Consider the following 22,357-nt stretch of genomic DNA (forward strand, 5'->3'; position numbering starts at 1 on the left):
AACTATGTCTAGTCAATTAGAACAACTTAAAGCAGTGACAACCGTTGTTGCTGACACGGGTGATTTTGAAGCAATCAACGAATATAAACCGCAAGATGCAACAACAAACCCATCACTAATCTTAAACGCGATTCAAATTGAGAAATATCGCCCACTTGCTGCCGAAGCCGTATTATGGGCAAAAGCACAAAGCAGTGACGCAGCTGAAGTTGTAACAAAAGCAGCCGACAAGCTAGCGGTATTAATTGGCTCTAAATTAATGGAGCAAGTGCCGGGTTTAGTTTCAACAGAAGTGGATGCGCGTTTATCATTTGATACTCAAGCAACCATTGATAAAGCACTTGAGCTTGTTGCTCTATATAAAGAGCAAGGTATCGACACATCGCGCGTGTTAATCAAAATTGCTTCAACATGGGAAGGTATTCAAGCGGCTAAAGTACTTGAAGCGCAAGGTATCCGTTGTAACCTAACGCTGGTATTTGCATTTGCTCAAGCACGCGCTTGTGCCGAAGTAGGTGCTTACCTAATTTCACCATTCGTTGGTCGTATTCTTGACTGGTACAAAGCACAAGATGCAAGTGCTGATTTCGACGGTGCTAACGATCCGGGCGTTAAGTCAGTCACGCATATCTACAACTACTTCAAAAAGCACGGCTACGACACGATTGTAATGGGCGCAAGCTTCCGTAACATTGGTGAAATCCAAGAACTAGCAGGCTGTGACCGTTTAACTATCAGCCCTAAGTTACTTGCTGAACTAGCCGCAACTGACGCACCTTTAACTCAAAAACTATTACCAGCAACAGAAAAAGCTGAAGCGCCAGCAGCCATGACTGAGCAAGCTTTCCGCTGGGAAATGAATGAAGATGCTATGGCAACTGAAAAGCTAAGCCAAGGTATTCGTCAATTCGCAATTGACCAAGAGAAACTAGAGTCAATCTTAAGCGAACTAGTTTAAACCGATTGTTTAAGCAGCAAAAAGCCCGAAAACCAAGGTTTGCGGGCTTTTTTTATTACCTACACATCATCACAAAGGCAGGCTTATCGTGTTGCGATTACGATAATTTTTTCGCCAGTCACATTATTCAGCAAGCAATGCGTTTGCTTTTGCAACTAGGTTTGCCACTGTGAAACCAAAATGCTCAAGCAATACCGCGCCTGGCGCTGACTCACCAAATGTGTCCATGCCTAGTACATCACCATCTTGGCCAACATACTTGAACCAGAAGTCACGGTGTGCCGCTTCAACAGCAATCTTTGGTGTACCAGCTGGTAGCACGCTTTGACGATATGCTTTGTCTTGGCTGTCAAACTGATTCGTTGATGGCATAGATACCACGCGAACTTGCTTGCCTTGTGCTTTTAGCTCAGCAGCAGCATTCACAGCTAGTTCTACCTCAGAACCCGTTGCAATAAGAATAAGCTCTGCAGCTTGTTCGCTATCAACAAGTACATAACCCCCTTTTGCAATATCAGCAACTTGCTGTGCATCACGTGTCATTGCTTTGGTACCCTGACGGCTGAAGATCAGTGAACTTGGGCCTGTTTCTTTTAATAACGATTGACGCCAAGCTACTGCTGTTTCAGTTTCATCACACGGACGCCATGCAGTCATGTTTGGTGTCATGCGAAGGTTAGCGATTTGCTCGATTGGTTGGTGAGTTGGGCCATCTTCACCTTGACCGATTGAGTCATGGGTATACACAAAAATGCTCTGTGCTTTCATTAATGCTGCCATACGTACAGCATTACGTGCGTATTCCATAAACATTAAGAAGGTTGCGCCAAATGGAATGAAGCCACCATGTAATGCAATACCATTCATGATTGCGCTCATACCAAACTCACGTACGCCATAGAACACGTAGTTACCATCAGCAGCATCTTGTAAACCTTTTGCTTCTGGCCATAAGGTTAAGTTAGAACCGGCAAGGTCAGCAGAGCCACCCATTAATTCTGGAAGCTGGTTAGCAAAGAAAGTGATCGCATTTTGTGATGCCTTACGTGTCGCAATGTTTTGCATGTCGGCTTGGCATTTAGCAATGTACTCATCAGCTAATTCAGCGAAGTTAGCTGGTAATGCTTTTTCAAGAACACGACGTGTATATTCTTTTGCAAGTTCAGGATGTGCTTTGCTATAAGCTGCAAACTTTTGCTGCCATGCACCTTCAAGCTCTTGGCCTTTTGCTTGGGTATTCCACTCGTTATAAACCTCTTGTGGAACTTCAAATGCTGGGTGTGGCCAATTTAGCTGCTCACGTACTGCAGCGATTTCGTCGTGACCCAGTGGTGCACCGTGACAATCGTGGCTACCTGATTTATTTGGCGAGCCAAAACCAATCACTGTTTTACAACAGATTAGTGTTGGTTGCGTAGTATTGCTTTGTGCCGCTTCGATTGCACCGGCAATTGCATTCATATCGTGACCATCAACATCACGGATAACTTGCCAGCCGTAAGATTCAAAACGTGCAGGCGTATCGTCGGTGAACCAACCTTCTACTTCACCATCGATAGAGATGCCATTGTCATCCCAAAATGCGATTAGCTTGCCTAGACCTAACGTACCTGCCAGCGAACATGCTTCGTGCGAGATACCTTCCATTAAACAGCCGTCACCCATGAAGCAGTAAGTGAAGTGATCAACAATATCAAACTTTGGCTTATTGAATTGCGCGGCTAAGGTTTTTTCAGCGATGGCCATACCAACTGCGTTAGCAATACCAGAACCTAATGGGCCTGTCGTTGTTTCAACACCCGGTGTGTAACCATATTCTGGGTGACCCGGTGTTTTAGAGTGAAGCTGACGGAATTGCTTAATATCTTCGATGCTTACGTCATAACCGCTTAGGTGTAACAATGCATATTGAAGCATTGAACCATGGCCATTTGATAACACAAAGCGGTCACGGTTAGACCAGTCAGGATTTAATGGGTTATGGCGGTGAAAGTTTTGCCACAATACAGCTGCAATATCAGCCATACCCATAGGCGCACCAGGGTGGCCAGAGTTGGCTTGTTGAACGGCATCGACAGCAAGTATGCGAATAGCATTTGCAGATTGAGAACTAGGCAGGGTCATCTTTTAGCTTCCTGTTAATATTATAATATAAATAATATCGCAAAAAGTGACTGATAAGGCAACTTAATAAACGCTTTATTGTATAAGTGAATACTAAATAGGCTGGTACAAGCCAGCCTATTGAATCGATCCGTAAGATTTAAGTTTTAACGACCATCTTCAAAAGAAGCTGTCGCCGACACTTTGCTCCAGCGGCCATCTGCATACAGAATTGTCGCTTCCGCTTTACTTGGTCGAAATGCTCGGATTTGGTATGAACAAGACGTACCTGATGTTCCACACGATGATGCATCATTAGACCAAATAACACTATCAATCGTTGAACCATCTCCTACTACACGAAACACTGCTGTTGCATATGTTTGACCATATACTAGTGCAAAACAACGATTTGGTGTGTATTGATCATATGCTTGCGTATCGACATAACATTCCATTGTATCTGCGCTTGCATGAACTGAAAAAACACTAGCGGCGAGTAATCCTATTGATGTTAATACTTTTTTCATTTTACTATCCTTATTTTTCTACCAAAAGTGGTACAAATAACATACAGTAGTGAAGAAGTATTAAAAATACGAATTTGATATTAATTTAACCAATATTTTACCTTTTGATAACTTTTCTAATTTTTACTTTAAACAATTTTAATCAACAGTTCCTAAGAAATGCCAACATGCATAGGCATGTCGGCATTGATGAGTTTATAAATATTTAAGCCAAGGTTTGTTAGCCTTACGCTTATATTCACTAAACTTCTTAGTTGGCCAATAAAGCCCAACGGCTAATACGATAGTGATAAGCCAAATACCTGATATATCATTAACACCTAAATGTTGCCCTTGGTTTGCCCCCCACACCTGAATACCTATTTGATACATCACTAGCAATACATAGAGATGTAAAATATAAAAGAACATAGGTACAGAGCCATACACACGGAGTGCATTGGTGATGCGATTAAGTGGTCTTTCAAATACCCATAAACCAACAAACATACCTGCTAAAGTGATAAGCAAAAAGCTCAGTGACGGCGGATATTTAGTGACATTGAATACCGACATCATGGTTTGTGTTGCGGTGCTAAAGGTTTGCCAAGGTAGGGTTTCACCATAGATATTAAAGCCACGCAGCACAGCAAATAAGCCTACACATAATACTGCTAACAGCAGCAGTGCTCGTTTACGAGACTGCGCTTTTTGCGTATGTGCATATAGTGGCCCTGCGCAATAACCCAGTAAAATCACACCAATCCAAGGCAGCACTGGGTAGCTAATTTTTATATCGATTAAGCCACCTTGTAATAGATAGCCTCGATCATGCAAAATCGTCCACAGCGAATAACCAAACTCATCAGGCGTAAAACTGATTGGGGTAAGTAAGTTATGACCAAACACAATAGCTAAACCAAGTACTAATAACACATTACGTGGCAGTTTTATTAATAACGCTAAGACCAGCATGCATAGACCAATCGCCCACATCACTTGCAGCCAAATAGTGTGGTAGTAACCCATCCACGAAAAACAAATGAGAGTCACTTCTAAGGCGATTAAAAACAGCCCTCGCTTAACCAAGAAGCTTTGCGCTGAGCGCGCTACACCACTTGCAGGGTGACTATAAAGCCACGCCGATAAACCGGTTAAAAAGATAAAAGTTGGCGCACAAAAATGTGCGGCAAAACGACTCCAAAAAAGTCCTGGTGACGTGGTATCAACTACCATAGGATCGGCTACCTGCATGTGCAAGAAAAACCGCTCTCGCACATGATCAAGTAACATCAATAGAATAACGACACCACGCATGATGTCGATACTGTGAATACGGCTTTTAACTTGCTCAGAAGTCATAGCTCACACCCAGTTTAAATTGCGTAGGCGCACTAGGGTAGGCCCACAAGGCATTGTATGAGCTTGCAATGTACTTTTCATCAAACACATTATCAACATTCAGTGATACCGTTGTGCGTTCTGTTGCTCGCCATTTGGCAAACAAGCCTACCGTTTGATAACTCGGCAAACGGAAGGTTAAATCAGCAGGGTCACCTAAACGGTCAGACACATATTGATAATGACCACCAATCTTTATGTCTTGTGAAAATACACTTAAGTCATGGTTTAAACCAATCGAAAGATTATTTTTTGGTACGTTCACAAGAGGGCTGCCTTTAGGAATTGGCACTAACCAATCAACATTTAAGCTGTCTGTTGCTGTCTCAGCGTCAACATAAGCATAAGATAGGTTGTACTCAGTGTTATCGCCCAATGAGCCTGTTAGGTCTAACTCAAAACCTGTACTATTTGCTTTACCTACAGGCGTTGAATAACCGACATTTACAGGGTCCGCCACCAGCATATTGCTCTTACTCGCATCAAAATAAGCAAGGGTACCGCTGATATTGGCATAGCTAAATTTAACTCCCACCTCAAACGAGTCGCTTTCTTCAAAACCGAATGGCTTACCCTCAGCATCGGTACCACTTAGTGGTAAGAACCCTTCTGAGTAGCTTGTGTAAACGTTAATGTCGTTATTAATTGTATATACAACCCCAAAACGAGGACTAATGCGGTTCTCTTTACTGTTTGAAGCTATAGCCGACTTAGTTTCGAAAATGTCTTGCTCAATTTCATCAAAGCGTAGACCTAGCATGACTTTTAAGTTATCGGTTAGGTCGAGCTGATCTTGCACATAGATACCGAAAGCTTTTTGCTCTTCGTTATTTTCGTATTGCATAGCCACTTCTGGACCTTCACCAGTGCTGTAATCAGGCTCATGGATATCAATTGTATAAGTGCCATAACCACCACGGTAACGGTATAACCCCGTACGTAGCTCATAATCATACGCATCAGCACCTATGAGTACGTGATTAGTAATACCCGCAATATCAAAATGACCACTTAATTCGAAACGCACCGAGGTATCTTCAGACTCATAATCACGGTATCGGTGTTGGCGAGTTAAGGTTCTGCCATCATCAAACAATGACTGACGAGAAGGTGATAATTCAGCGTCTGAAGACTGCCCTGTTAGCGTTGCAGCACGATAGTTAGCCCCTGCCAGCAATGACCACTGACGATTAAAATCGTAGTTATAGTTAATTTGATGACCGCGAGAATGTACCTTGGTTGGTGCATCATTTGGGTTACCTAAGAAGCGCGACTCTGGCACGGTATCAAAGTCACCATTTAACACCACAATGCCACGGTCATACATTTGCTGTTGGTCAACATATTCAAATTCATACGTCAGCGATGATTTGTCATTAACTTGATAATAGAGTGATGGGGTGATCACAAATTTATCGTGATGCACATGATCTCTGAAGCTATCGCTGTCTTGCCAAGCACCATTTATGCGAAACGCTAAATCATCAGTCAGGCCATTGGTGTAATCGCCTTGAATACGTTTGTGGTCATCGCTACCCAACTCGGCTTGAAGTTGCCCTTGCTGATAAAACTGTGGCTTTTTAGTAATAATGTTTACGGTACCACCGGGCTCTGAGCGGCCATACAACGCAGAGCCAGGCCCTTTTAATACTTCAATATATTCAATGTTTGAAACATCACGAGGGCCTGCAAATCCTTTACCACCACTAAAGCCATTGATTAAGTAGCCTGATGGCATATTCTCATTACCCGACAAACCACGAATTGAGTAGCTGTCCCACAGCGCCCCACCATTATTTTTTCGGCTAATGCTGGCAGAAAAGTCCAGCGCATCACGAAACTTGGTAATACCATTATCAATCATCATGTCTTTACTTAATGTGGTGATCGACTGCGGTAAATCTTTTGTTGGTATATCACCACGAAAGGCTTGCTTGTGTTCAATTGTGATTGTTTCGATATCGCTGTTAGAAGCGTGTGTAGTTGTAGCAAACGCCGCTGCTAAGGCAAGAAATAGGGTTGAATACTTCATAAGTTGATTAGCTAAAAATATTGATTAAAATGATTTGTTATAAAATAACACAATAGGCAAATTTGATATAGTATAACAAATCATTAAATTCTATTTTCTGGCTACTTATTTTAGTGTAGCTACCGCAAAAGTATTGAGTTTTGAAAGAGTGCTGCGAATTAAAGTGCACTTAATAACAGCACTATCGTAGGTTCAAAGCTCGGCACAAAACAAATTTGCACTGTTCTTACTTGAGCCCATGCTTGGGATTGCCTACAATGGCGCACAATTTATTCAATACAGTATTGCAATCATGACAGATACAAATAAACCAGAGTTACCAAATCAATTATCGATTAACCCTCGTAGCAAGTTCTACGTAGAAGAAGTATTCGAGCATGAAATTGGTGTAAAACTTAACGGCAAAGAGCGTTTTGACGTTGAAGAATATAATATCAGCGAAGGCTGGATCAAAATCGCTTCTCCAAAAGCGCTTGATCGCCGCGGCCAACCTTTACTATTAAAAGTAAAAGGTACTGTAGAAGTTTTCTACAAATAAGCGAAACCAATACCGGTCAAAAGATATGTGGCCGGTATCACCTCTTATTCAAACAGTCTGCTGGCATGATTGATGTTTACCGTCTATTGTTTTGCATGAGCGAAAGTTAAGCCAGTGACCTAAAATAATAAAACTTGATCCTAATATTGTTAAAGCCGTTTCACCAACTTCTCCTAGTCTTCCTGCACCAAAATAAACGGCTATCACAAGCAGTAAGAGACCAACCACACCAAACATAAAAAACCGATACTTTTTATGCTTTTTGCAACCCAGAACTAATGCAAGTAAGCTACTAGGAAGTACCGCGGCAAGCATCCAAAAATGAAACTGCTCGTTACCTAAACCAAGCACAGCAGTGCTCGGTAATAACACGAGTAACACAGGCACAGCTAAGCAGTGAATAGCACACATAGCTGATAACCCGATAGCAAACTTGTCCATCATTAATTGTAATTTCATTGAATAATCCCTACAAAATAGAACACATGAATAATAAAAGTGCATCAAGCAATTTTTGCTTGGCACTCATTGCATACTCCCATCATTTCAAATTGCGTTGTTTGTGAGGTAAAACCCACCTCAGCAAAATGAGGGAATAGCGTTGCAACATCGTTCTGTGAAACAGTAAGTGTTTCAACCTTTTGGCAATGACGGCAAATTAAAAACAAAGAAAGATCATCGTTGAAACTCTCACTGCCAGCATCGTAAGCGATGTATTTGTTAGCACTATTAAGCCTGCGAACAAGGTTTACCGACTCTAAAAAGCTCAAGATGCGATAAACAGACATAACAGAGACACTCGAGCTTGTACGCAGCTTGTAGCAACTGACCAGTTCATAGGCTGATAGCGGCACGTCTGTGGTTAGCAATATTTGCAGTATCTGTTTGCGTTGAATCGTGAATTTTCTGCCATGTTCAAGGCAAACCTGCTTTGCTTTATTAAGTGTGCTGGTTAATCGCTGCTTATTCATAGCGGCCACTCAATATAAGGTTTAGCTGCCGTCAGCTCTTCGATTCCTTGTGCTTGCTCTGTGATCCACTGCGCTTCGATAACAGATATCGTTTTAGCCCATTCAAATAAAGTGACTGTGACTGTAGAAACGGACTTTTCACAGCTAAACGAATACTCAACTTCAAGATCGTTATGTGAATGATGAGTGTGTTGTTCAAATGGGTTTTCAACGTTTGAATCAATAAGCTCGCACTGGGTGTTAAATGTCACTAACTGCTGTGAATTTTCTAATTTGGCTAATGTTTTTTTAATGACCTGCTTTTGCTGGGCTGTTTCGGGCTGATGTTCAAAACCAAAAATATCTCCAGCTGGCAAAATAAACTTAACCTGCCATTTATCTTGATCATGAACCACAAAAAGCACTCCCTCACCATGTGAATGGTGATGGTGTTGATGCCCTTGAGCTGAAAAAACGCATCCAACTATAAAGCCTATCACTGCTAATTTTGCTGCTTTGATCACCCCACCCACTTCATTACCCCGCTATCAACATACTGTTACAAAAAAGAATGAAACTCATTCATCGATTCACACTTGATACATTATAACATTTAAAGCACAATTGATACATTATAACGTACTAAAGAGTGGTAACTAATGAATAACATCTCAAAAATAGCTGTCGTCATAGCGACGTTATTACCTGCCAGTGTCTTGGCGCAATCAATCAAAGGCGTTGTGTTAAATAACCAAGGTAAAGCGATTGCTAATGCAACAGTTGACCTTGAAGGGTCTGATCAAAAAGTAACAACTAACGATAAAGGCGAGTTTGAAATCAGCGGCTTAAATAACGGCTTAAAAGAGCTGCATATTTCAGCGCCAGGTTATGCTCACTTACATCGTGATATTACGCTTGCCAATGACCAAGACCACAGCGCAACGTTTAATTTAAAACGCTCGCCAATTGAAGTGATTGATGTTGAAGCAACGCCGATTCATATGTCTGCAATGGAGTCAGCTTCTCCTGTTAGTGTGTTATCTGGCGAACAATTAAGACGCCAACAAGCATCAACACTAGGTGATAGCCTTGAAAAGCTACCAGGCGTTAACACAAACTTTCATGCCAAGGTTGCCAGTACTCCTGTGATCCGTGGTTTAAGCGGCCCACGTGTGTTGATAACACAAAATGGCTTAGATGTAAGTGATGTATCACGTGTCGGTCCTGATCACTCAGTGGCCTCTGAAGCGTCAACCGCAAAACAAATTGAAGTATTACGTGGTCCCGCCACTCTTTTTTATGGTAGCGGAGCCATTGGTGGTGTGGTCAACGTGGTTGATAGCCGCGTACCAACAGACAACACAACCCGTGGTGAATGGAATTTAGAACACAACTCGGTTGATGAACAAAAAACAGCTTCATTTAATGCCACTACTGGTACTGACTCATTTGCCTTTTATGCTGATGCTTTTTGGCGAGAGTCTGATGACTACCGTGTACCTGTCGCTGCAAATATTGAAGATATTGAGCACAATGATGATGATATCGTAGCCAACAGTAACGAAGACTCTGACGGCTTCACACTTGGTACCAGCTACTTATTCGAACAAGGCTACATTGGCGTTGCGGTTGAGCAATTTAACCGCCAATACGGTATTCCTGGCCATACTCATGGTGAAGAAGAGCATGACCACGAAGAGGAACACAGCGAAGAAGAAGCCGTATTTGCTGATCTTGACCAAACCAAAGTGCAATTACTTGGCGAATACAATATCGACAGTGAATGGCTAAGCAAAATTAACTTACGTGCAGGCCACACAGACTACGAACATGCTGAAATAGAACATGGTGCAGTAGGTACAACCTTCAAAAACGAAACCAATGAGCTGCGCGTTGACATTCTGCATAGTCAATTTGATGAGTGGAATGGTGGCATCAGCTTTCATTATAAAAAAAGTGATGTAGAAGCACAGGGCTCTGAAGCCTTCACTCCTCCTTCTATTACTGAAAGTATTGCTTTTGCAATGATGGAAGAAAAGCATTTTGGTGATTTTTTAGTGCAATTAGGTGGTCGTGTTGAACGAGTAACAATTGATGCTAACAATGTGCTTTTACCAGAAATCGACGCCCATACCCATGATGAAGACGGCGATGAGCACGACCATGGTCATGAACACGAAGAATCAAACTACACACGTGTATTTGATGTAGCCCAAGAGTTTACACCGGTCAGCTTATCAACAGGTGTGGTATGGGATTTTACTCCAGGTTATAACCTTGGTTTATCGGTATCGCGTTCTGAGCGTGCCCCGTCTGCTTCTGAGCTTTTATCTTTCGGTCCACACATAGGCACTGGAACCTATGAAGTTGGCACGTTATTCGATACTCATGATGGTCATTTTGAACTTTCAAACAAAACTATCGATTTAGAAACGGCAAATAATATCGATCTGACATTTCGTAAAACCGAGGGCGATATTGGCTTTATCTTCAATGCTTTCTATAACCAAGTAGATAACTATTATTACCAGATCAACACAGGCCTATACGCTGAAAGTGGTCATGATCACGACCATGGCGATGAACATAATCACGAAGATGAGCACGATCATTCATCTGAACTGCCTGTTTATTTATTTAAAACAGACGACGTGGTTTTACACGGTTTTGAAGCGCAAGTTGCTTGGCAGCTAACCGACGAGTTTAAAGTCGATTTATTCTCAGATTATGTACGCGCGCGTCTAAAAGACGGCGGAGATTTACCGCGCACTCCTCCACTGCGTTTTGGTACTGAGTTTAGCTATCAAACCGAAAACCTAACAGCAAATATTCACGTAACACGCTATCAAGAACAAGACCGCATAGCGCAAGAAGAAACCACAACAGATGGCTATACCCTCGTTGATGCCAGCATTTCATATGACTTATCGGTATTGAACCAAGACCTATCGCTTTATTTAAAAGGCACAAACTTAACGGACACAGAAGCACGCGTACACAGCTCGTTCTTAAAGAATATCGCGCCACGTCCGGGGCGCAGTTTTGCAGTGGGTATTCGCGGCTATTTCTAAACAAAATTACAATTAAGGAAAATCAATATGACACACTTATTTAGACTAAAACTACTCGCTCTTGCAATTAGTAGCACCTTGATCACCGCGTGTGGTGATGCAGAAACAAACATTGTTGAAAAAGATCCAATTGAAACACCTGACGACGGTCATGATCATGGCGATGATCATGATCACGGTGATGACCATGCTATTGATTCTATGGGTCGCTTAGCGGTGTTAGCTGCGAACAGTAACGAAGCAAATATTTTTGACTTAGATGATAACTCGCTACTCGAGTCGTTTACACTGACTCATGATTCAAATTCATTAAATGTATCACCTAGCTATCGCTATGCGGTAATTGCAAATCGCAATCAAGACTACTTGGGCTTTATTGATAGTGGCTTATGGCGTGAAGATCATGGCGATCACCTACACGACTATAAACAAAGTCCAGCTTTTAGTGACTACGAATTAACAACCGGTAGCCGCCCAACTCACATCGTTAAGCACGACGGCCAAATGGCTGTATTTTATGATGGCAATGCCGATGCAGGTACGGCTGCCTCTGTTGAAGTATTAACCGATAACGACATTGCAAACAAAACCGCCACACTTGCAGGCATTCAGTACGACATTAATATGCATGGTGTTGCAGAACCACGTGGCGAGCACCTAATTGCAACCTTGCGTCGCGATGATAGCGAGAGCACTTCAAATGCTAAAGTTTTGCCTGATCAAGTTGGCGTTTACCACCTTCATGATGGTGAATATGAGCTTGAACAAACATTTGAACTAACCTGCCCCGATTTACACGGTGCAGCACAAAACCATGATTATGTAGCGTTTGGTTGTGGCGACGGTGTGTTAATTGCCCACCAGCACGACGATGAATACCATGCAGAAAAAATCGTCAACATTGATGCTTTAGGTGATACACGCATTGGTACACTATACGGCCATGAAGGCAACGAAAGCTTCATTGCTATCGCATCAGGTGTATTTGTAAGTATTAACCCAAGCGAAGCTGAAATGGAAGTGCTTGAGTGGCAACTTGATGAAGGTGCAAGTGCCGTATCTTACTCATTCTCAGGAAGCGGAGAGCACTTTTTAGTACTTGATAGCTTAGGCTTTTTAAACGTGCTTGAAGCCCATGAGCATGACGGCCACATGCATTGGGAGCTTGCAGGTAAAGTAGATATTACTGAAGAAGATGTAACAACTATGCCAGAAGGCATGAGCTTCAGCATGACAGTATCACAAAATAGTGAGTTTGCTTACGTTGCCGATCCTATCGCTCAGCACGTACTAAAAGTGCACATTGAAGATCTCGAAATTGAAGGTGATTTAGAATTAGCCTTCGCACCAAGCGCAATTACGTGGCTAGGTATTGCAGAGCAAAGTGAAGAGCATAATCATGAACATTAGGTTTTAAAGTTCAACGAATAGCGATTAAAGGTTGGTATTTAATGCCAACCTTTTTTATTCATATTTTGTAACAGTGCTTTCATCGCATCTGCATCGCTATTTTTAAGCGAATTGTTATGCTGTTACAGTTCCCAAAATAGGATGTAATCCCATGAAAAAACTAACAACGTTGGCACTGGCCATGGCTGCGACACTGGCACCTTGGGCATCAGCTTACGAAACTAAAGACACGCGCTTACTGCGCTTTCCTGATATTCATAACCAAAACGTTACCTTTGTGTACGGTGGCGATATTTACATTGCTAATACGCAAACAGGCGAGAGCAAACGCTTAACCGACCATATTGGCTTTGAAACTTTCCCTAAGTTTTCACCTGATGGTAAACGCATTGCCTTTGCAGCCGAGTACAATGGCAGCCGCCAAATTTATGTCATTAACAGCGATGGCTCTGGCTTAAAGCAACTGACTTACTACAACGATGTTGGCCCAATGCCACCACGCGGCGGTTTTGATTATCGTGTTCTCGATTGGACAGCGGATGGCAAAAATGTGGTATTTCGTGCTAACCGCACACCGTGGGGTAAACGTATGGGTCGTCCATACATGGTACCTGCTGACGGTGGTCTTGAACAGCCTCTTGCTATTCCTGAAACCGGCGGCGGGATGCTTTCGCCAGACGGTAGTAAATATGTTTACACGCCAATTGACCGTGAATTTCGTACTTGGAAGCGCACCCGTGGCGGTCGTGCACAAGATGTCTGGGTTTACGATCTAAAAAACAATACCTCAGAGCAGCTAACCAGTAACCGCGCTACCGATCAGCAACCAACCTGGGTTGGCGACAACATTTACTTTGTATCTGACCGTGATTACACCCTTAATCTGTATCAGTACCAAAAAGGCGCTGAGCCGAAAAAGCTAACCAACCATAAAGACTTTGACGTACTGTGGCCATCAGCAGGGCCAACTGCAGTTGTCTATGAAAATGGTGGTTACCTTTATCGCTTTGATCCAAAAACTCAGAAAAGCACTAAGCTGAGCATTAACATTGCTGGTGTGCGTCAATATGCGATGCCGTACACAAAAAATGTCAGTGACTTTATCGACTCAATGTCGATTTCTCATGATGGTAAACGTGCACTCTTTACTGCCCGCGGTGAGTTATTTAGCGTGCCAGTTAAACAAGGCCCAACACGTAACTTATCTTACACAGCAAAAGGTCGCGAAATTGACGCAAGTTGGTCGCCAAATGGCCGTTATATTGCTTATATGAGCGATGAAAGTGGCGAATACGAAATTTACTTAAAAGACCGCAGTAAAAATAATGCCACCAAGCAGCTAACCAGCAACGGAACTATTTGGCGTTTCACGCCGATTTGGTCACCAGATAGCTCAAAACTATTATTTGCAGATAAAAACCATACTCTGTGGTGGATAGATGCAAAGTCAGGTAAACAACACAAAATTGATACCAGCATCTACGATGAAGAAGGCATTCGCCAGTATACTTGGTCGCCAAATAGCGAAGACATTGTGTATGTGAAAAACAATGAAAACCGCTATGCCTCACTGTGGCACTACAATGTTGATAAAAAGAAAGTGACTCGCTTAACGGATGAAATGACCAATGAGCAAAACCCAACTTTCTCTCCTGATGGTCAATACCTGTATTTTAGTTCTGAGCGCGACTTTAACTTAGCCTTTAGCAGCTACGAGTTTGACTACATGTTTAATCGTGCAACGCGTATTTATGCCGCAGCCGTAAATGACAGCATCAAACCACTTATCGCACTACAAAGTGATGAAACAGCGATCGTCAGCGACAAACAAAAAGATGACGATAAGAAAAACAGTAATCGCCTGCAAAGCAGTGACTTTATGCAACGCGTTACCGCTTTAAATGCCCCAGCTGGAGATTATCGTGGTTTAACGGCAGTAAAAGGTGGCGTGCTAACACTGGCTAATGGTGGCCTACAATTGATAGGCACAGCTCACGACAGCGAGCTTGAAACCGTGGCTAAAGGAGTCAGTAATTACACAATTTCGAGTAACGGTGAGCACCTGCTTGTTCATGCAGGCAAGGATTACAGCTTAATTGAGCCAAAAGCCAAACAAGACTTAGCGGCGAATAAACTCGATCTCAGTAAAATGACCTTAAAAATTGAGCCACAAATTGAATGGCAGCAAATGTATGTTGAAGGCTGGCGTACATTACGTGATTGGTTCTATGATGAAAACCATCACGGCCAAGATTGGGACGCAATTTTAGCTAAGTATCAACCTATGGCTGATGCTATCTCACACCGTAGTGACTTAGATTACATTCTCAGTGAAATCGCCGGTGAAATAAACGCAGGCCACATTTATGTGCAGTCGGGTGATATGCCAAAAGCAGAGCGTAAAAAGCATGGTTTATTGGGTGCAAAACTTGCCAGCGATCCATCAGGATACGTAAAAATTGAGAAAATCTTCCAAGGTGAAAACTGGCATGAAGACTTCCGTTCACCACTTGGCACAACAGGGATAAAAGCACATAACGGCGACTACATCATTGCCGTAAATGGCCGCTCAGTAAAAGACGTAGCTAACTTCTACGAATTACTAGAGAACACCCAAGGTGAACAAGTAGAGCTTATGCTTAATAGTAAACCGCGCAGCAAAGGTGCATGGCAAGTTACCGTTAAGCCTGTCGCCAGCGAACAGGGTTTGCGTTATTTAGACTGGGTTAACTCTCGTGCAGCCTATGTTGATAAGCTATCAAATGGCCGTATTGGTTATGTTCACTTACCCAATACAGCGTTTGAGGGTAACCGCGCCATGTTCAAAAACTACATGCCGCAAACTACCAAAGACGCCATGATTATTGATGACCGATACAATGGCGGCGGCTTTATTCCTGAGCACATGATCACGTGGCTTGCCCGTAAACCGCTTAACTATTGGAAGCGCCGCGGTGTTGAGCCAACGAAAACACCACAATTTGCTCATGATGGTCCAAAAGCCATGCTGATCAATGGTTACTCAAGTTCAGGCGGTGACGCTATTCCTTACTACTTTCGTCAGGCGGGGTTAGGTAAGCTTATTGGTACCCGCACTTGGGGTGGTTTAATTGGTATTTCAGGTAACCCAAGCCTTGTCGACGGCGGCCAAGTTATCGCGGCAACATTCCGCATTTTAGATAACGATGGTAACTGGATCATCGAAAACGAAGGTGTCACCCCAGATATCAAGGTTGTTGACCGCCCAGAGCTTATCTATCAAGGTAAAGATCCGTCGATTGAACGTGCCGTAGAAGAGCTGTTAAAAGAGCTAAAAGACAACCCGAAAAAGCCACTCACCGTGCCACCCGCACCGACTGACTTTTAATTTTTAACTCTGTAAAAAAGCAAAAAACCCCGCAGCAATGCGGGGTATTAAACACTGCACAGCGACCCTATCTATCCCTCAGTTTCTAGCCCTTTATTAATAGGCCATAATAACAAATTATAATTTGCCATGAGCTGTATTATGAAAAGTACGCTTTGACTAAAAAATCATAACCCCCTACTATGCATGGTAAAAAAGGAACAAACGAGAATGGATACCTCTTTACTACTAATAAATGCATTGCTGTACTTTTTCTTACCGCTGTGGGGAATAGCTGGATTTGTTGATTGGTGCTGTCACCGCGCAACTAAGATAGAACACACTACAGGCATTAAAGAAACATTAATGCATTCCGTCATGGGAATTCAGATGGGGCTACCCATCGTGCTCTGCCTTATATTTGATGTCAATGCACTCATTTTACTTATTTGTATCATAACTTGGGTTTTGCACGAGCTCGTTGCCCATATGGATGTTGCCTATGCATCCCCCATAAGAGAAATCTCTATTTGGGAAATGCACGCCCACACCTATTTAGGATCCTTGCCCCTGTATATGCTAACCAGCATTATTGTCATCAATTGGGATCATTTTTTAAAATTAATTACCTTAGATCTCAATGGAGAAATGACATTTACATTACTTGAAAACCCATATGGCACATCTAGCTACCTACCTGCTTATTTAACATTTATGGCTATTGTATGTGTGTTTCCCTACATGGAAGAAAACCTTCGCTGTATTTATGCTTACTTTAAAGGAAGAAAAGCGTGAACGTATATATAAATAGTACTGGTCGCTACTTGCCAGGAAACCCAATCGATAATGACGAAATCGAAGCTGTACTGGGCTTAATAAATAACAAACCCAGCCGCTTAAAAAATAAAATTTTAAAGTCGAATGGTATAAAAACACGCCACTACGCCATAAACACAAAGCAGCAAACAGTTGAAAGCAACTGTGACCTAGCTAAGAAGGCAGCTATAAGCTGCATTGAAAACAGTTTTCTACCGCGCAGTAAAATCAAGCTGTTAAGTACTGCAACCAGTCAAGGTGATATGGTTTTACCTGGGTTTAGTAGCATGTTACAAGCCGAGCTTAATATTCCTGAAGTAGAAATAAACACCAGCCATGGTATTTGCTCAAGTAGTATGATGGCGCTCAAATACGCATTCGCTAATATCAAAGCAGAATTAAGCGATAACGCATTAGTGGTAGCAAGCGAGCTTGCCTCTCGACTATTCAAACACTCGCGCTATGAAGTAATTACAGATAATGCCGTAGATTTTAATGCCGAGTTTTTGCGCTGGATGCTCTCAGACGGGGCCGGCGCCCTACTGCTCGAAAATATCCCTAGACCTAACACCACAAGTTTAAAAATCGAATGGATAAAAAGCTTTTCTCACGCTGACGTATACGATACCTGCATGTCATTAGGCAAAAGTAAAAATGAGGATATAAAAACCTGGCAAGACTACCCAACCTACGCTGCAGCAGAAAAAGCTGGCGCATTATTGCTCAGGCAAGATGTTAGGCTATTAGATAATATCGTTACCGTTGGTGTTAATGGATTTTTAAAACTCATAAATGCAGGTGATGTCGACGTTGATAAAATCGATCATGTACTTTGCCATTTTTCATCACACTATTTCAAAGGCAAAATTTTTGAAATGCTAGAACAAGCTGGCACTTTTATTCCTGAAGAAAAATGGTACACAAATCTCTATGACAGAGGAAATACCGGCTGCGCTTCATTATTTATCATGCTGGATGAGTTTATAAAAACGCATACTTTAAACTCAGGCGACACGATTCTGTGTATGGTTCCTGAGTCAGGCCGATTTAACTGCGCATATATGCTGCTAACAATAGAGAAATAACATGGAACATTACATTCAAACTGAGCTTGGTAAGAAATGCCTACAACAGTTACTACAAGTATGGCTTGATTTTGATCGCAATCTGTCAAAAGTGCCAATAGTAAAACGATTAGAAACGGGTAAATTAAGCCAACAAGATTACCGTCATTTATTGCTCAATATGCGTCAACAAGTGATTGAAGGTTCAAGGTGGATAAGCCGCAGCGCATCCAGTTTTGACCGTAATTACAGTGATGTTCGCTCTAGCGTTATCCATCATGCCCACGAAGAACACCGCGACTATTTGATGATCGAGAAAGACTACCTAGCAGCCGGTGGCAACCTTGATGATATACAAACAGCCGACAGAAATTTAGGCTCAGAGGCGCTGCATGGTTACCTAATGTACAGCGCCAGTAAACCCAACCCAGTTGCGCTCATTGGTGCTATGTGGATCATTGAAGGGTTAGGAAACAAAATGTCACTCAAGTGGGCCAAGCTGATTAAAGAGCACTTACAACCCACAGCAAACATCACTCGTTTTTTAGAATATCATGGCAAAAATGATGTTGAGCACCTAAAAGAACTTTATCAACTCATTGATCGCGTCGCATCCTCAAACGAAAAAGTGGCCACCATCGTTAAAACAGCTAAGGTTGTAGGGCGTTTGTATTGCTTGCAACTAGAGGAGATTGATAATGAGCAATAACCAAAGCGCCTACCTAAGGGCACTAAAAAATGATGACTCTCTGCCTATTGAGCAACAAGCATTAACACTTTGGCACAAAGATTTAGAAAATCGCTTTCGCTGGACACTAAGGCCCATTTTGCAGTTTGTATTTGCTATTTTATTGCATCTGATTTGGTTTTTAAAAAGGCTGCCATTACCACAATTTAGTGCGCATACATTTTTACAAAAAACCATTTGCTGGTTTTGTAAGTACTTTGTTTCGCCAGAGGCGAATATGCTTATTCTTAGGCACTTTGCCACAGAATCAAATATTTTAAATTTCCTTTCAGAAAACACAGATCACAGTTATAGAGTGAATCTATACCCTAAAACAATAGACGACATGCTACACAATAGCTTTGTTGATCACGACCAAGAATTGTTTGAGTCCTTCGCACAACTCGGCAATGCTCAAACACATATTAATAAATCCAATCGATATAATTGGAAAAGTTGGCAACCAATTAATATGAAAGATTTTTTCATCGAAAAAAAAGCCACGCAAGTCATTGATTTTGAAACCGCACATGCCTTATTTATGTGCTTGTTTTGCTTATTATTAAAACGTGATGAATATCGCGATGCCATTAATGGATTCAACCTAGATCACAGCATCGCAATTAGAATAGGAAAAATAATCAACGATAGCTCATTAACCGAGTACGCATATAATAAATACCCGCATTACCTCGTAGGCCCGTGGAATTTAGGGCAACGATTTTTAATGCACGGCTTTTTTACAGAACATATGTACGCCAAACTCGAAGCAATGAGAAAACAGCAAATCGCTTAATGTGTTGGAAATAAAGGCTAAGTTATAACTCTTACTGCCTTAATTAACTTACATATACTCATTACAACGCCGTGCAGCTATAGAAACAACAGGGCTTGGACCACAGTGACTGCAAGTGTCAGCATTGCTATTACCATGAGCCCTGTTAGGTGGGTGATTCTTTAGAACAACTTATATCTGGCGCTGTGTATGATTTAAGTTCAAGTGTTGACTGGTTTTAATATGTTTATAATACCTGAGTTCATTTTTTTTATAATATCACTTCCTGTCGTGATAGCATTCTTGGTTTCAACCCTGTGCTTCACTCGTATTTCAATGAAGCACATTGAGAGAAAAATGCGCGAAGAAGGAATACACGAGCCTCTATGGGATAAAGGCATAGGTATAAGGGTGACTATGTATGGAAAAGTTATTAGGCGACAAAAACCTGCAAAAGCTACTGTTGTTAATGATGAAGCAATTTTACGGCACGCCAGACCTATTGATTTAATTTTAGCTCGCGTAATGCATGTATCATTTTTAGGTTTGATGTTAATAATTGCCTATGGTTATTTTGCGTATGATTTAGGGGAAGGCGCTTACTAAACAAGGTTACTTTTAAATGTTTACTATACCTGAAAATATTTTCTGGATTTTAGCTGGACCATCATTTATTGCTTTTTTAATCTCAACTCTAGGCTTCACTCGCATTTCGATGAAGCATATTGAGAAGAAAATGCGTGACGAAGGAATACACGAGCCTCTTTGGGATAAAGGAATAGGCATAAGAGTGACCATGTATGGCAAAGTAATTCGTCGTCAAAAACATGCCCAAGCAACCATCGTTAACGACGAAGCGATACTTCGTCACGCACGCCCGATTGATCTTGTACTCGCTCGAGCGATGCATTACTCTCTCATTATTATGATGATCTTTGCGACCTATGGTTATTTTGCGTATGACTTAGGGGAGCGCTTATTAAATTTATATTGGATTAGTAAGTAGTCGTAATACTGATAAATCATGATGTACTCTCGACTCTTAAATGAATTGAACTAAAACGATGTATATAATACCCGAGTTCATTTTTTTTATAATATCACTTCCAGCATTTGTCTCTTTTCTCATTTCAGCCTTGTGTTTCACTCGCATTTCAATGAAGCACATTGAGAGAAAAATGCGCGAAGAAGGAATACACGAGCCTCTATGGGATAAAGGTATAGGTATCAGGATTAATATGTACGCAATAGTAATTCGTCGTCAAAAACCTGCCAAAGCAACCATCATTAACGATGAAGCAATACTTCGCCATGCACGCCCGATTGATCTTGTACTCGCTCGAGCCATGCATTGCTCATTAGTTGCTATGATGATCTTTGCGACCTATGGTTATTTTGCATATGACTTAGGGGAGCGAGCTTATTGATTATAGCAGCCCTTGCAACCTCGTTTTTGTCTCTTTTAAGTAATTAAGGTAAGGGTAAGCGTCATCGGCAACTGCTATTGCAGCCTCAATGTGGACTAATGCTTGGCGAGTATTACCTTGCATTTCATAGCCATATGACAAAGCTGACAAGGCGTACGCTGATTTAGGATAGTTTTTGATATTGTACTTAAACACCTCAATCGCGCGCTCAAATTGCTGGTTATCCGTTAAGCTGTAACCAAGTAACCTAACGGCACGGTCTGGTGGCGCTATTTGCTCACCCCATTGCTGGGATAAACGTTGATAATAGGCATCAATCGATGAAACATCATCGCCCAGTGCACTCAAAGGCATATGTTTAGATAAAAATAAACCATGGTAAGCATTAAATGCCCCTGCAGCTGAGGTTAGGTTATGCGAAACACCTGCAAAGGCATCACTCTTAAAGCGCAGATTTTGCACCTTACTATTTTGCATCGTTTGCTGCATATCATCGTATCTTTCGCGCATAATGCCGGCTTCTTCGCCGATATTCATATATACATAGCTGTTGATACTGTTGGCTTTAGTAATAAAGGTTTTTAAGCTATTAACTGGGGCACCATAGTTCCACCATACCGCAGGGCTATAAGCAATATGTGCTTGAAATAGCTCGGGGTTAGCCTGCATTGCGTAAAGAGCAAATACACCAGCCGCGGAAGCTCCTGCAATAACTCTATAATCATGAGTGCGATACTGCTTATTAACCAAAGGCATCAGTTCTTGTTCTACGAAAGCTAAAAACTTTGCTGCACCACCGCCTTCGCCAACGGGCCCTTGTGGTTCTTTGTTCACTGTGGGGTAAAAATCTCTAAGTCGATTGGTGCTTTCAATCGCAACAATAATTGCCTCTGGCGCTTGATCATTTTGCTGTAAGCGCTCAAGCACAGCATTTATTAATGGCACATTATCAGCCCCATCTAAACGATAGATAACAGGGTATTTCTTATTTGGATGAGCCAGATAGCTTTTTGGTAATTGCACAACGACAGTGCGTTGCTCATTTAAAATGGTCGATTTAAAACTGTGGGTTTGCTGGGTATAATTAGGGGTTTGCTTTTTAATTTCAGACTGCGCCAACGTATTTTGGGTACACAAAAGAAAAAAGCTACTTAAAAAAGTAATTGATAAAAAGCGCATGGCTAGTCCCTTAGAGAAAAAGTACCCTAAAGCTAACAAACTTTTAGAGAT

The 22,357-nt window shown here is 41.9% G+C and carries 20 protein-coding genes; 12 read left to right on the forward strand and 8 right to left on the reverse strand.

Annotated features, from left to right (window positions below; all coding sequences use genetic code 11):
• Positions 1-4: 4 nt before the first annotated feature.
• Positions 5-958, forward strand: coding sequence for a transaldolase (tal, locus tag LY624_RS16975; RefSeq protein WP_341803555.1), 954 nt, complete (start codon positions 5-7; stop codon positions 956-958).
• Between the two features lie 123 nt (positions 959-1,081).
• Here the strand turns inward: tal and tkt are convergent, their stop codons facing one another.
• The 4 genes from tkt to LY624_RS16995 form a co-directional block, all read right to left on the reverse strand.
• The gene (gene tkt, locus LY624_RS16980; RefSeq protein ID WP_341803556.1) at positions 1,082-3,082 is read right to left on the reverse strand and encodes a transketolase; all 2,001 of its coding nucleotides are present in this window, start codon (positions 3,080-3,082) and stop codon (positions 1,082-1,084) included.
• Between the two features lie 146 nt (positions 3,083-3,228).
• Positions 3,229-3,591 (reverse strand): hypothetical protein, encoded by a 363-nt coding sequence (locus LY624_RS16985; RefSeq protein ID WP_237120208.1) that lies wholly within the window; start codon positions 3,589-3,591, stop codon positions 3,229-3,231.
• A gap of 195 nt (positions 3,592-3,786) precedes the next feature.
• On the reverse strand, positions 3,787-4,932 hold the full coding sequence (locus LY624_RS16990; protein ID WP_341803557.1) for a DUF1624 domain-containing protein: 1,146 nt from the start codon (positions 4,930-4,932) through the stop codon (positions 3,787-3,789).
• Positions 4,922-7,003: a TonB-dependent siderophore receptor gene (locus LY624_RS16995; protein WP_341803558.1), complete on the reverse strand. Its 2,082-nt coding sequence runs from the start codon at positions 7,001-7,003 to the stop codon at positions 4,922-4,924. Before LY624_RS16995 ends, LY624_RS16990 begins: the two co-directional genes overlap by 11 nt.
• A 292-nt stretch (positions 7,004-7,295) precedes the next feature.
• On the opposite strand from LY624_RS16995, the gene LY624_RS17000 reads away from it, so the two are divergent.
• Positions 7,296-7,541 carry a DUF3297 family protein gene (locus LY624_RS17000; protein WP_130150987.1) on the forward strand — a complete coding sequence of 82 codons (246 nt, stop codon included), beginning with the start codon at positions 7,296-7,298 and terminating at the stop codon, positions 7,539-7,541.
• 48 nt (positions 7,542-7,589) lie between these two features.
• Here the strand turns inward: LY624_RS17000 and LY624_RS17005 are convergent, their stop codons facing one another.
• From LY624_RS17005 to LY624_RS17015, 3 genes are read right to left on the reverse strand one after another with little or no spacing between them, the layout of a single operon-like run.
• On the reverse strand, positions 7,590-8,000 hold the full coding sequence (locus LY624_RS17005; RefSeq protein ID WP_237120205.1) for a MerC domain-containing protein: 411 nt from the start codon (positions 7,998-8,000) through the stop codon (positions 7,590-7,592).
• A 44-nt stretch (positions 8,001-8,044) separates the two neighbouring features.
• Complete coding sequence (locus LY624_RS17010) at positions 8,045-8,512, reverse strand: Fur family transcriptional regulator (protein ID WP_341803559.1); 468 nt, start codon at positions 8,510-8,512, stop codon at positions 8,045-8,047.
• Positions 8,509-9,015, reverse strand: coding sequence for a ZrgA family zinc uptake protein (locus tag LY624_RS17015; RefSeq protein WP_341803560.1), 507 nt, complete (start codon positions 9,013-9,015; stop codon positions 8,509-8,511). Before LY624_RS17015 ends, LY624_RS17010 begins: the two co-directional genes overlap by 4 nt.
• A gap of 135 nt (positions 9,016-9,150) precedes the next feature.
• Between LY624_RS17015 and LY624_RS17020 the strand changes: the two genes are divergently transcribed.
• From LY624_RS17020 to LY624_RS17065, 10 genes are all read left to right on the forward strand, one after another.
• Positions 9,151-11,562, forward strand: a complete 2,412-nt coding sequence (locus LY624_RS17020; RefSeq protein ID WP_341803561.1) for a TonB-dependent receptor — start codon at positions 9,151-9,153, stop codon at positions 11,560-11,562.
• Between the two features lie 27 nt (positions 11,563-11,589).
• On the forward strand, positions 11,590-12,972 hold the full coding sequence (locus tag LY624_RS17025; protein WP_341803562.1) for a 5-methyltetrahydrofolate--homocysteine methyltransferase: 1,383 nt from the start codon (positions 11,590-11,592) through the stop codon (positions 12,970-12,972).
• A 151-nt stretch (positions 12,973-13,123) separates the two neighbouring features.
• On the forward strand, positions 13,124-16,339 hold the full coding sequence (locus LY624_RS17030) for a S41 family peptidase (protein WP_341803563.1): 3,216 nt from the start codon (positions 13,124-13,126) through the stop codon (positions 16,337-16,339).
• Positions 16,340-16,549: 210 nt separating this feature from the next.
• The gene (locus LY624_RS17035; protein ID WP_130150880.1) at positions 16,550-17,113 is read left to right on the forward strand and encodes a diguanylate cyclase; all 564 of its coding nucleotides are present in this window, start codon (positions 16,550-16,552) and stop codon (positions 17,111-17,113) included.
• Positions 17,110-18,219 carry a beta-ketoacyl-ACP synthase III gene (locus tag LY624_RS17040; RefSeq protein WP_130150879.1) on the forward strand — a complete coding sequence of 370 codons (1,110 nt, stop codon included), beginning with the start codon at positions 17,110-17,112 and terminating at the stop codon, positions 18,217-18,219. Before LY624_RS17035 ends, LY624_RS17040 begins: the two co-directional genes overlap by 4 nt.
• A gap of 1 nt (position 18,220) precedes the next feature.
• Entirely contained in the window at positions 18,221-18,907 is a 687-nt protein-coding gene (locus tag LY624_RS17045; RefSeq protein ID WP_341803564.1) for an iron-containing redox enzyme family protein, read from the forward strand.
• Positions 18,897-19,721 carry a DUF6999 family protein gene (locus tag LY624_RS17050; RefSeq protein ID WP_341803565.1) on the forward strand — a complete coding sequence of 275 codons (825 nt, stop codon included), beginning with the start codon at positions 18,897-18,899 and terminating at the stop codon, positions 19,719-19,721. Before LY624_RS17045 ends, LY624_RS17050 begins: the two co-directional genes overlap by 11 nt.
• A 336-nt stretch (positions 19,722-20,057) precedes the next feature.
• Positions 20,058-20,306: a hypothetical protein gene (locus LY624_RS17055; RefSeq protein ID WP_341803566.1), complete on the forward strand. Its 249-nt coding sequence runs from the start codon at positions 20,058-20,060 to the stop codon at positions 20,304-20,306.
• A gap of 16 nt (positions 20,307-20,322) precedes the next feature.
• The gene (locus LY624_RS17060; protein ID WP_341803567.1) at positions 20,323-20,706 is read left to right on the forward strand and encodes a hypothetical protein; all 384 of its coding nucleotides are present in this window, start codon (positions 20,323-20,325) and stop codon (positions 20,704-20,706) included.
• A 232-nt stretch (positions 20,707-20,938) separates the two neighbouring features.
• A complete protein-coding gene (locus LY624_RS17065; protein ID WP_341803568.1) occupies positions 20,939-21,127 on the forward strand; it encodes a hypothetical protein in 189 nt (62 codons plus the stop codon).
• On the opposite strand, the gene LY624_RS17070 is transcribed toward LY624_RS17065, so the two are convergent.
• Complete coding sequence (locus LY624_RS17070) at positions 21,128-22,306, reverse strand: alpha/beta hydrolase-fold protein (RefSeq protein WP_341803569.1); 1,179 nt, start codon at positions 22,304-22,306, stop codon at positions 21,128-21,130.
• Positions 22,307-22,357 lie beyond the last annotated feature (51 nt).

It is taken from the genome of Pseudoalteromonas sp. N1230-9 (assembly GCF_032716425.1).
Classification (GTDB): Bacteria; Pseudomonadota; Gammaproteobacteria; order Enterobacterales; family Alteromonadaceae; genus Pseudoalteromonas.

What these genes read in the sequence shown, in the direction of transcription:
- tal (WP_341803555.1), top strand. Translation starts at nt 5, where the DNA reads ATGTCTAGTCAATTAGAACAACTTAAAGCAGTGACAACCGTTGTTGCT.
- tkt (WP_341803556.1), bottom strand. Translation starts at nt 3,082, where the DNA reads ATGACCCTGCCTAGTTCTCAATCTGCAAATGCTATTCGCATACTTGCT.
- LY624_RS16985 (WP_237120208.1), bottom strand. Translation starts at nt 3,591, where the DNA reads ATGAAAAAAGTATTAACATCAATAGGATTACTCGCCGCTAGTGTTTTT.
- LY624_RS16990 (WP_341803557.1), bottom strand. Translation starts at nt 4,932, where the DNA reads ATGACTTCTGAGCAAGTTAAAAGCCGTATTCACAGTATCGACATCATG.
- LY624_RS16995 (WP_341803558.1), bottom strand. Translation starts at nt 7,003, where the DNA reads ATGAAGTATTCAACCCTATTTCTTGCCTTAGCAGCGGCGTTTGCTACA.
- LY624_RS17000 (WP_130150987.1), top strand. Translation starts at nt 7,296, where the DNA reads ATGACAGATACAAATAAACCAGAGTTACCAAATCAATTATCGATTAAC.
- LY624_RS17005 (WP_237120205.1), bottom strand. Translation starts at nt 8,000, where the DNA reads ATGAAATTACAATTAATGATGGACAAGTTTGCTATCGGGTTATCAGCT.
- LY624_RS17010 (WP_341803559.1), bottom strand. Translation starts at nt 8,512, where the DNA reads ATGAATAAGCAGCGATTAACCAGCACACTTAATAAAGCAAAGCAGGTT.
- LY624_RS17020 (WP_341803561.1), top strand. Translation starts at nt 9,151, where the DNA reads ATGAATAACATCTCAAAAATAGCTGTCGTCATAGCGACGTTATTACCT.
- LY624_RS17025 (WP_341803562.1), top strand. Translation starts at nt 11,590, where the DNA reads ATGACACACTTATTTAGACTAAAACTACTCGCTCTTGCAATTAGTAGC.
- LY624_RS17030 (WP_341803563.1), top strand. Translation starts at nt 13,124, where the DNA reads ATGAAAAAACTAACAACGTTGGCACTGGCCATGGCTGCGACACTGGCA.
- LY624_RS17035 (WP_130150880.1), top strand. Translation starts at nt 16,550, where the DNA reads ATGGATACCTCTTTACTACTAATAAATGCATTGCTGTACTTTTTCTTA.
- LY624_RS17045 (WP_341803564.1), top strand. Translation starts at nt 18,221, where the DNA reads ATGGAACATTACATTCAAACTGAGCTTGGTAAGAAATGCCTACAACAG.
- LY624_RS17050 (WP_341803565.1), top strand. Translation starts at nt 18,897, where the DNA reads ATGAGCAATAACCAAAGCGCCTACCTAAGGGCACTAAAAAATGATGAC.
- LY624_RS17055 (WP_341803566.1), top strand. Translation starts at nt 20,058, where the DNA reads ATGCGCGAAGAAGGAATACACGAGCCTCTATGGGATAAAGGCATAGGT.
- LY624_RS17060 (WP_341803567.1), top strand. Translation starts at nt 20,323, where the DNA reads ATGTTTACTATACCTGAAAATATTTTCTGGATTTTAGCTGGACCATCA.
- LY624_RS17065 (WP_341803568.1), top strand. Translation starts at nt 20,939, where the DNA reads ATGTACGCAATAGTAATTCGTCGTCAAAAACCTGCCAAAGCAACCATC.
- LY624_RS17070 (WP_341803569.1), bottom strand. Translation starts at nt 22,306, where the DNA reads ATGCGCTTTTTATCAATTACTTTTTTAAGTAGCTTTTTTCTTTTGTGT.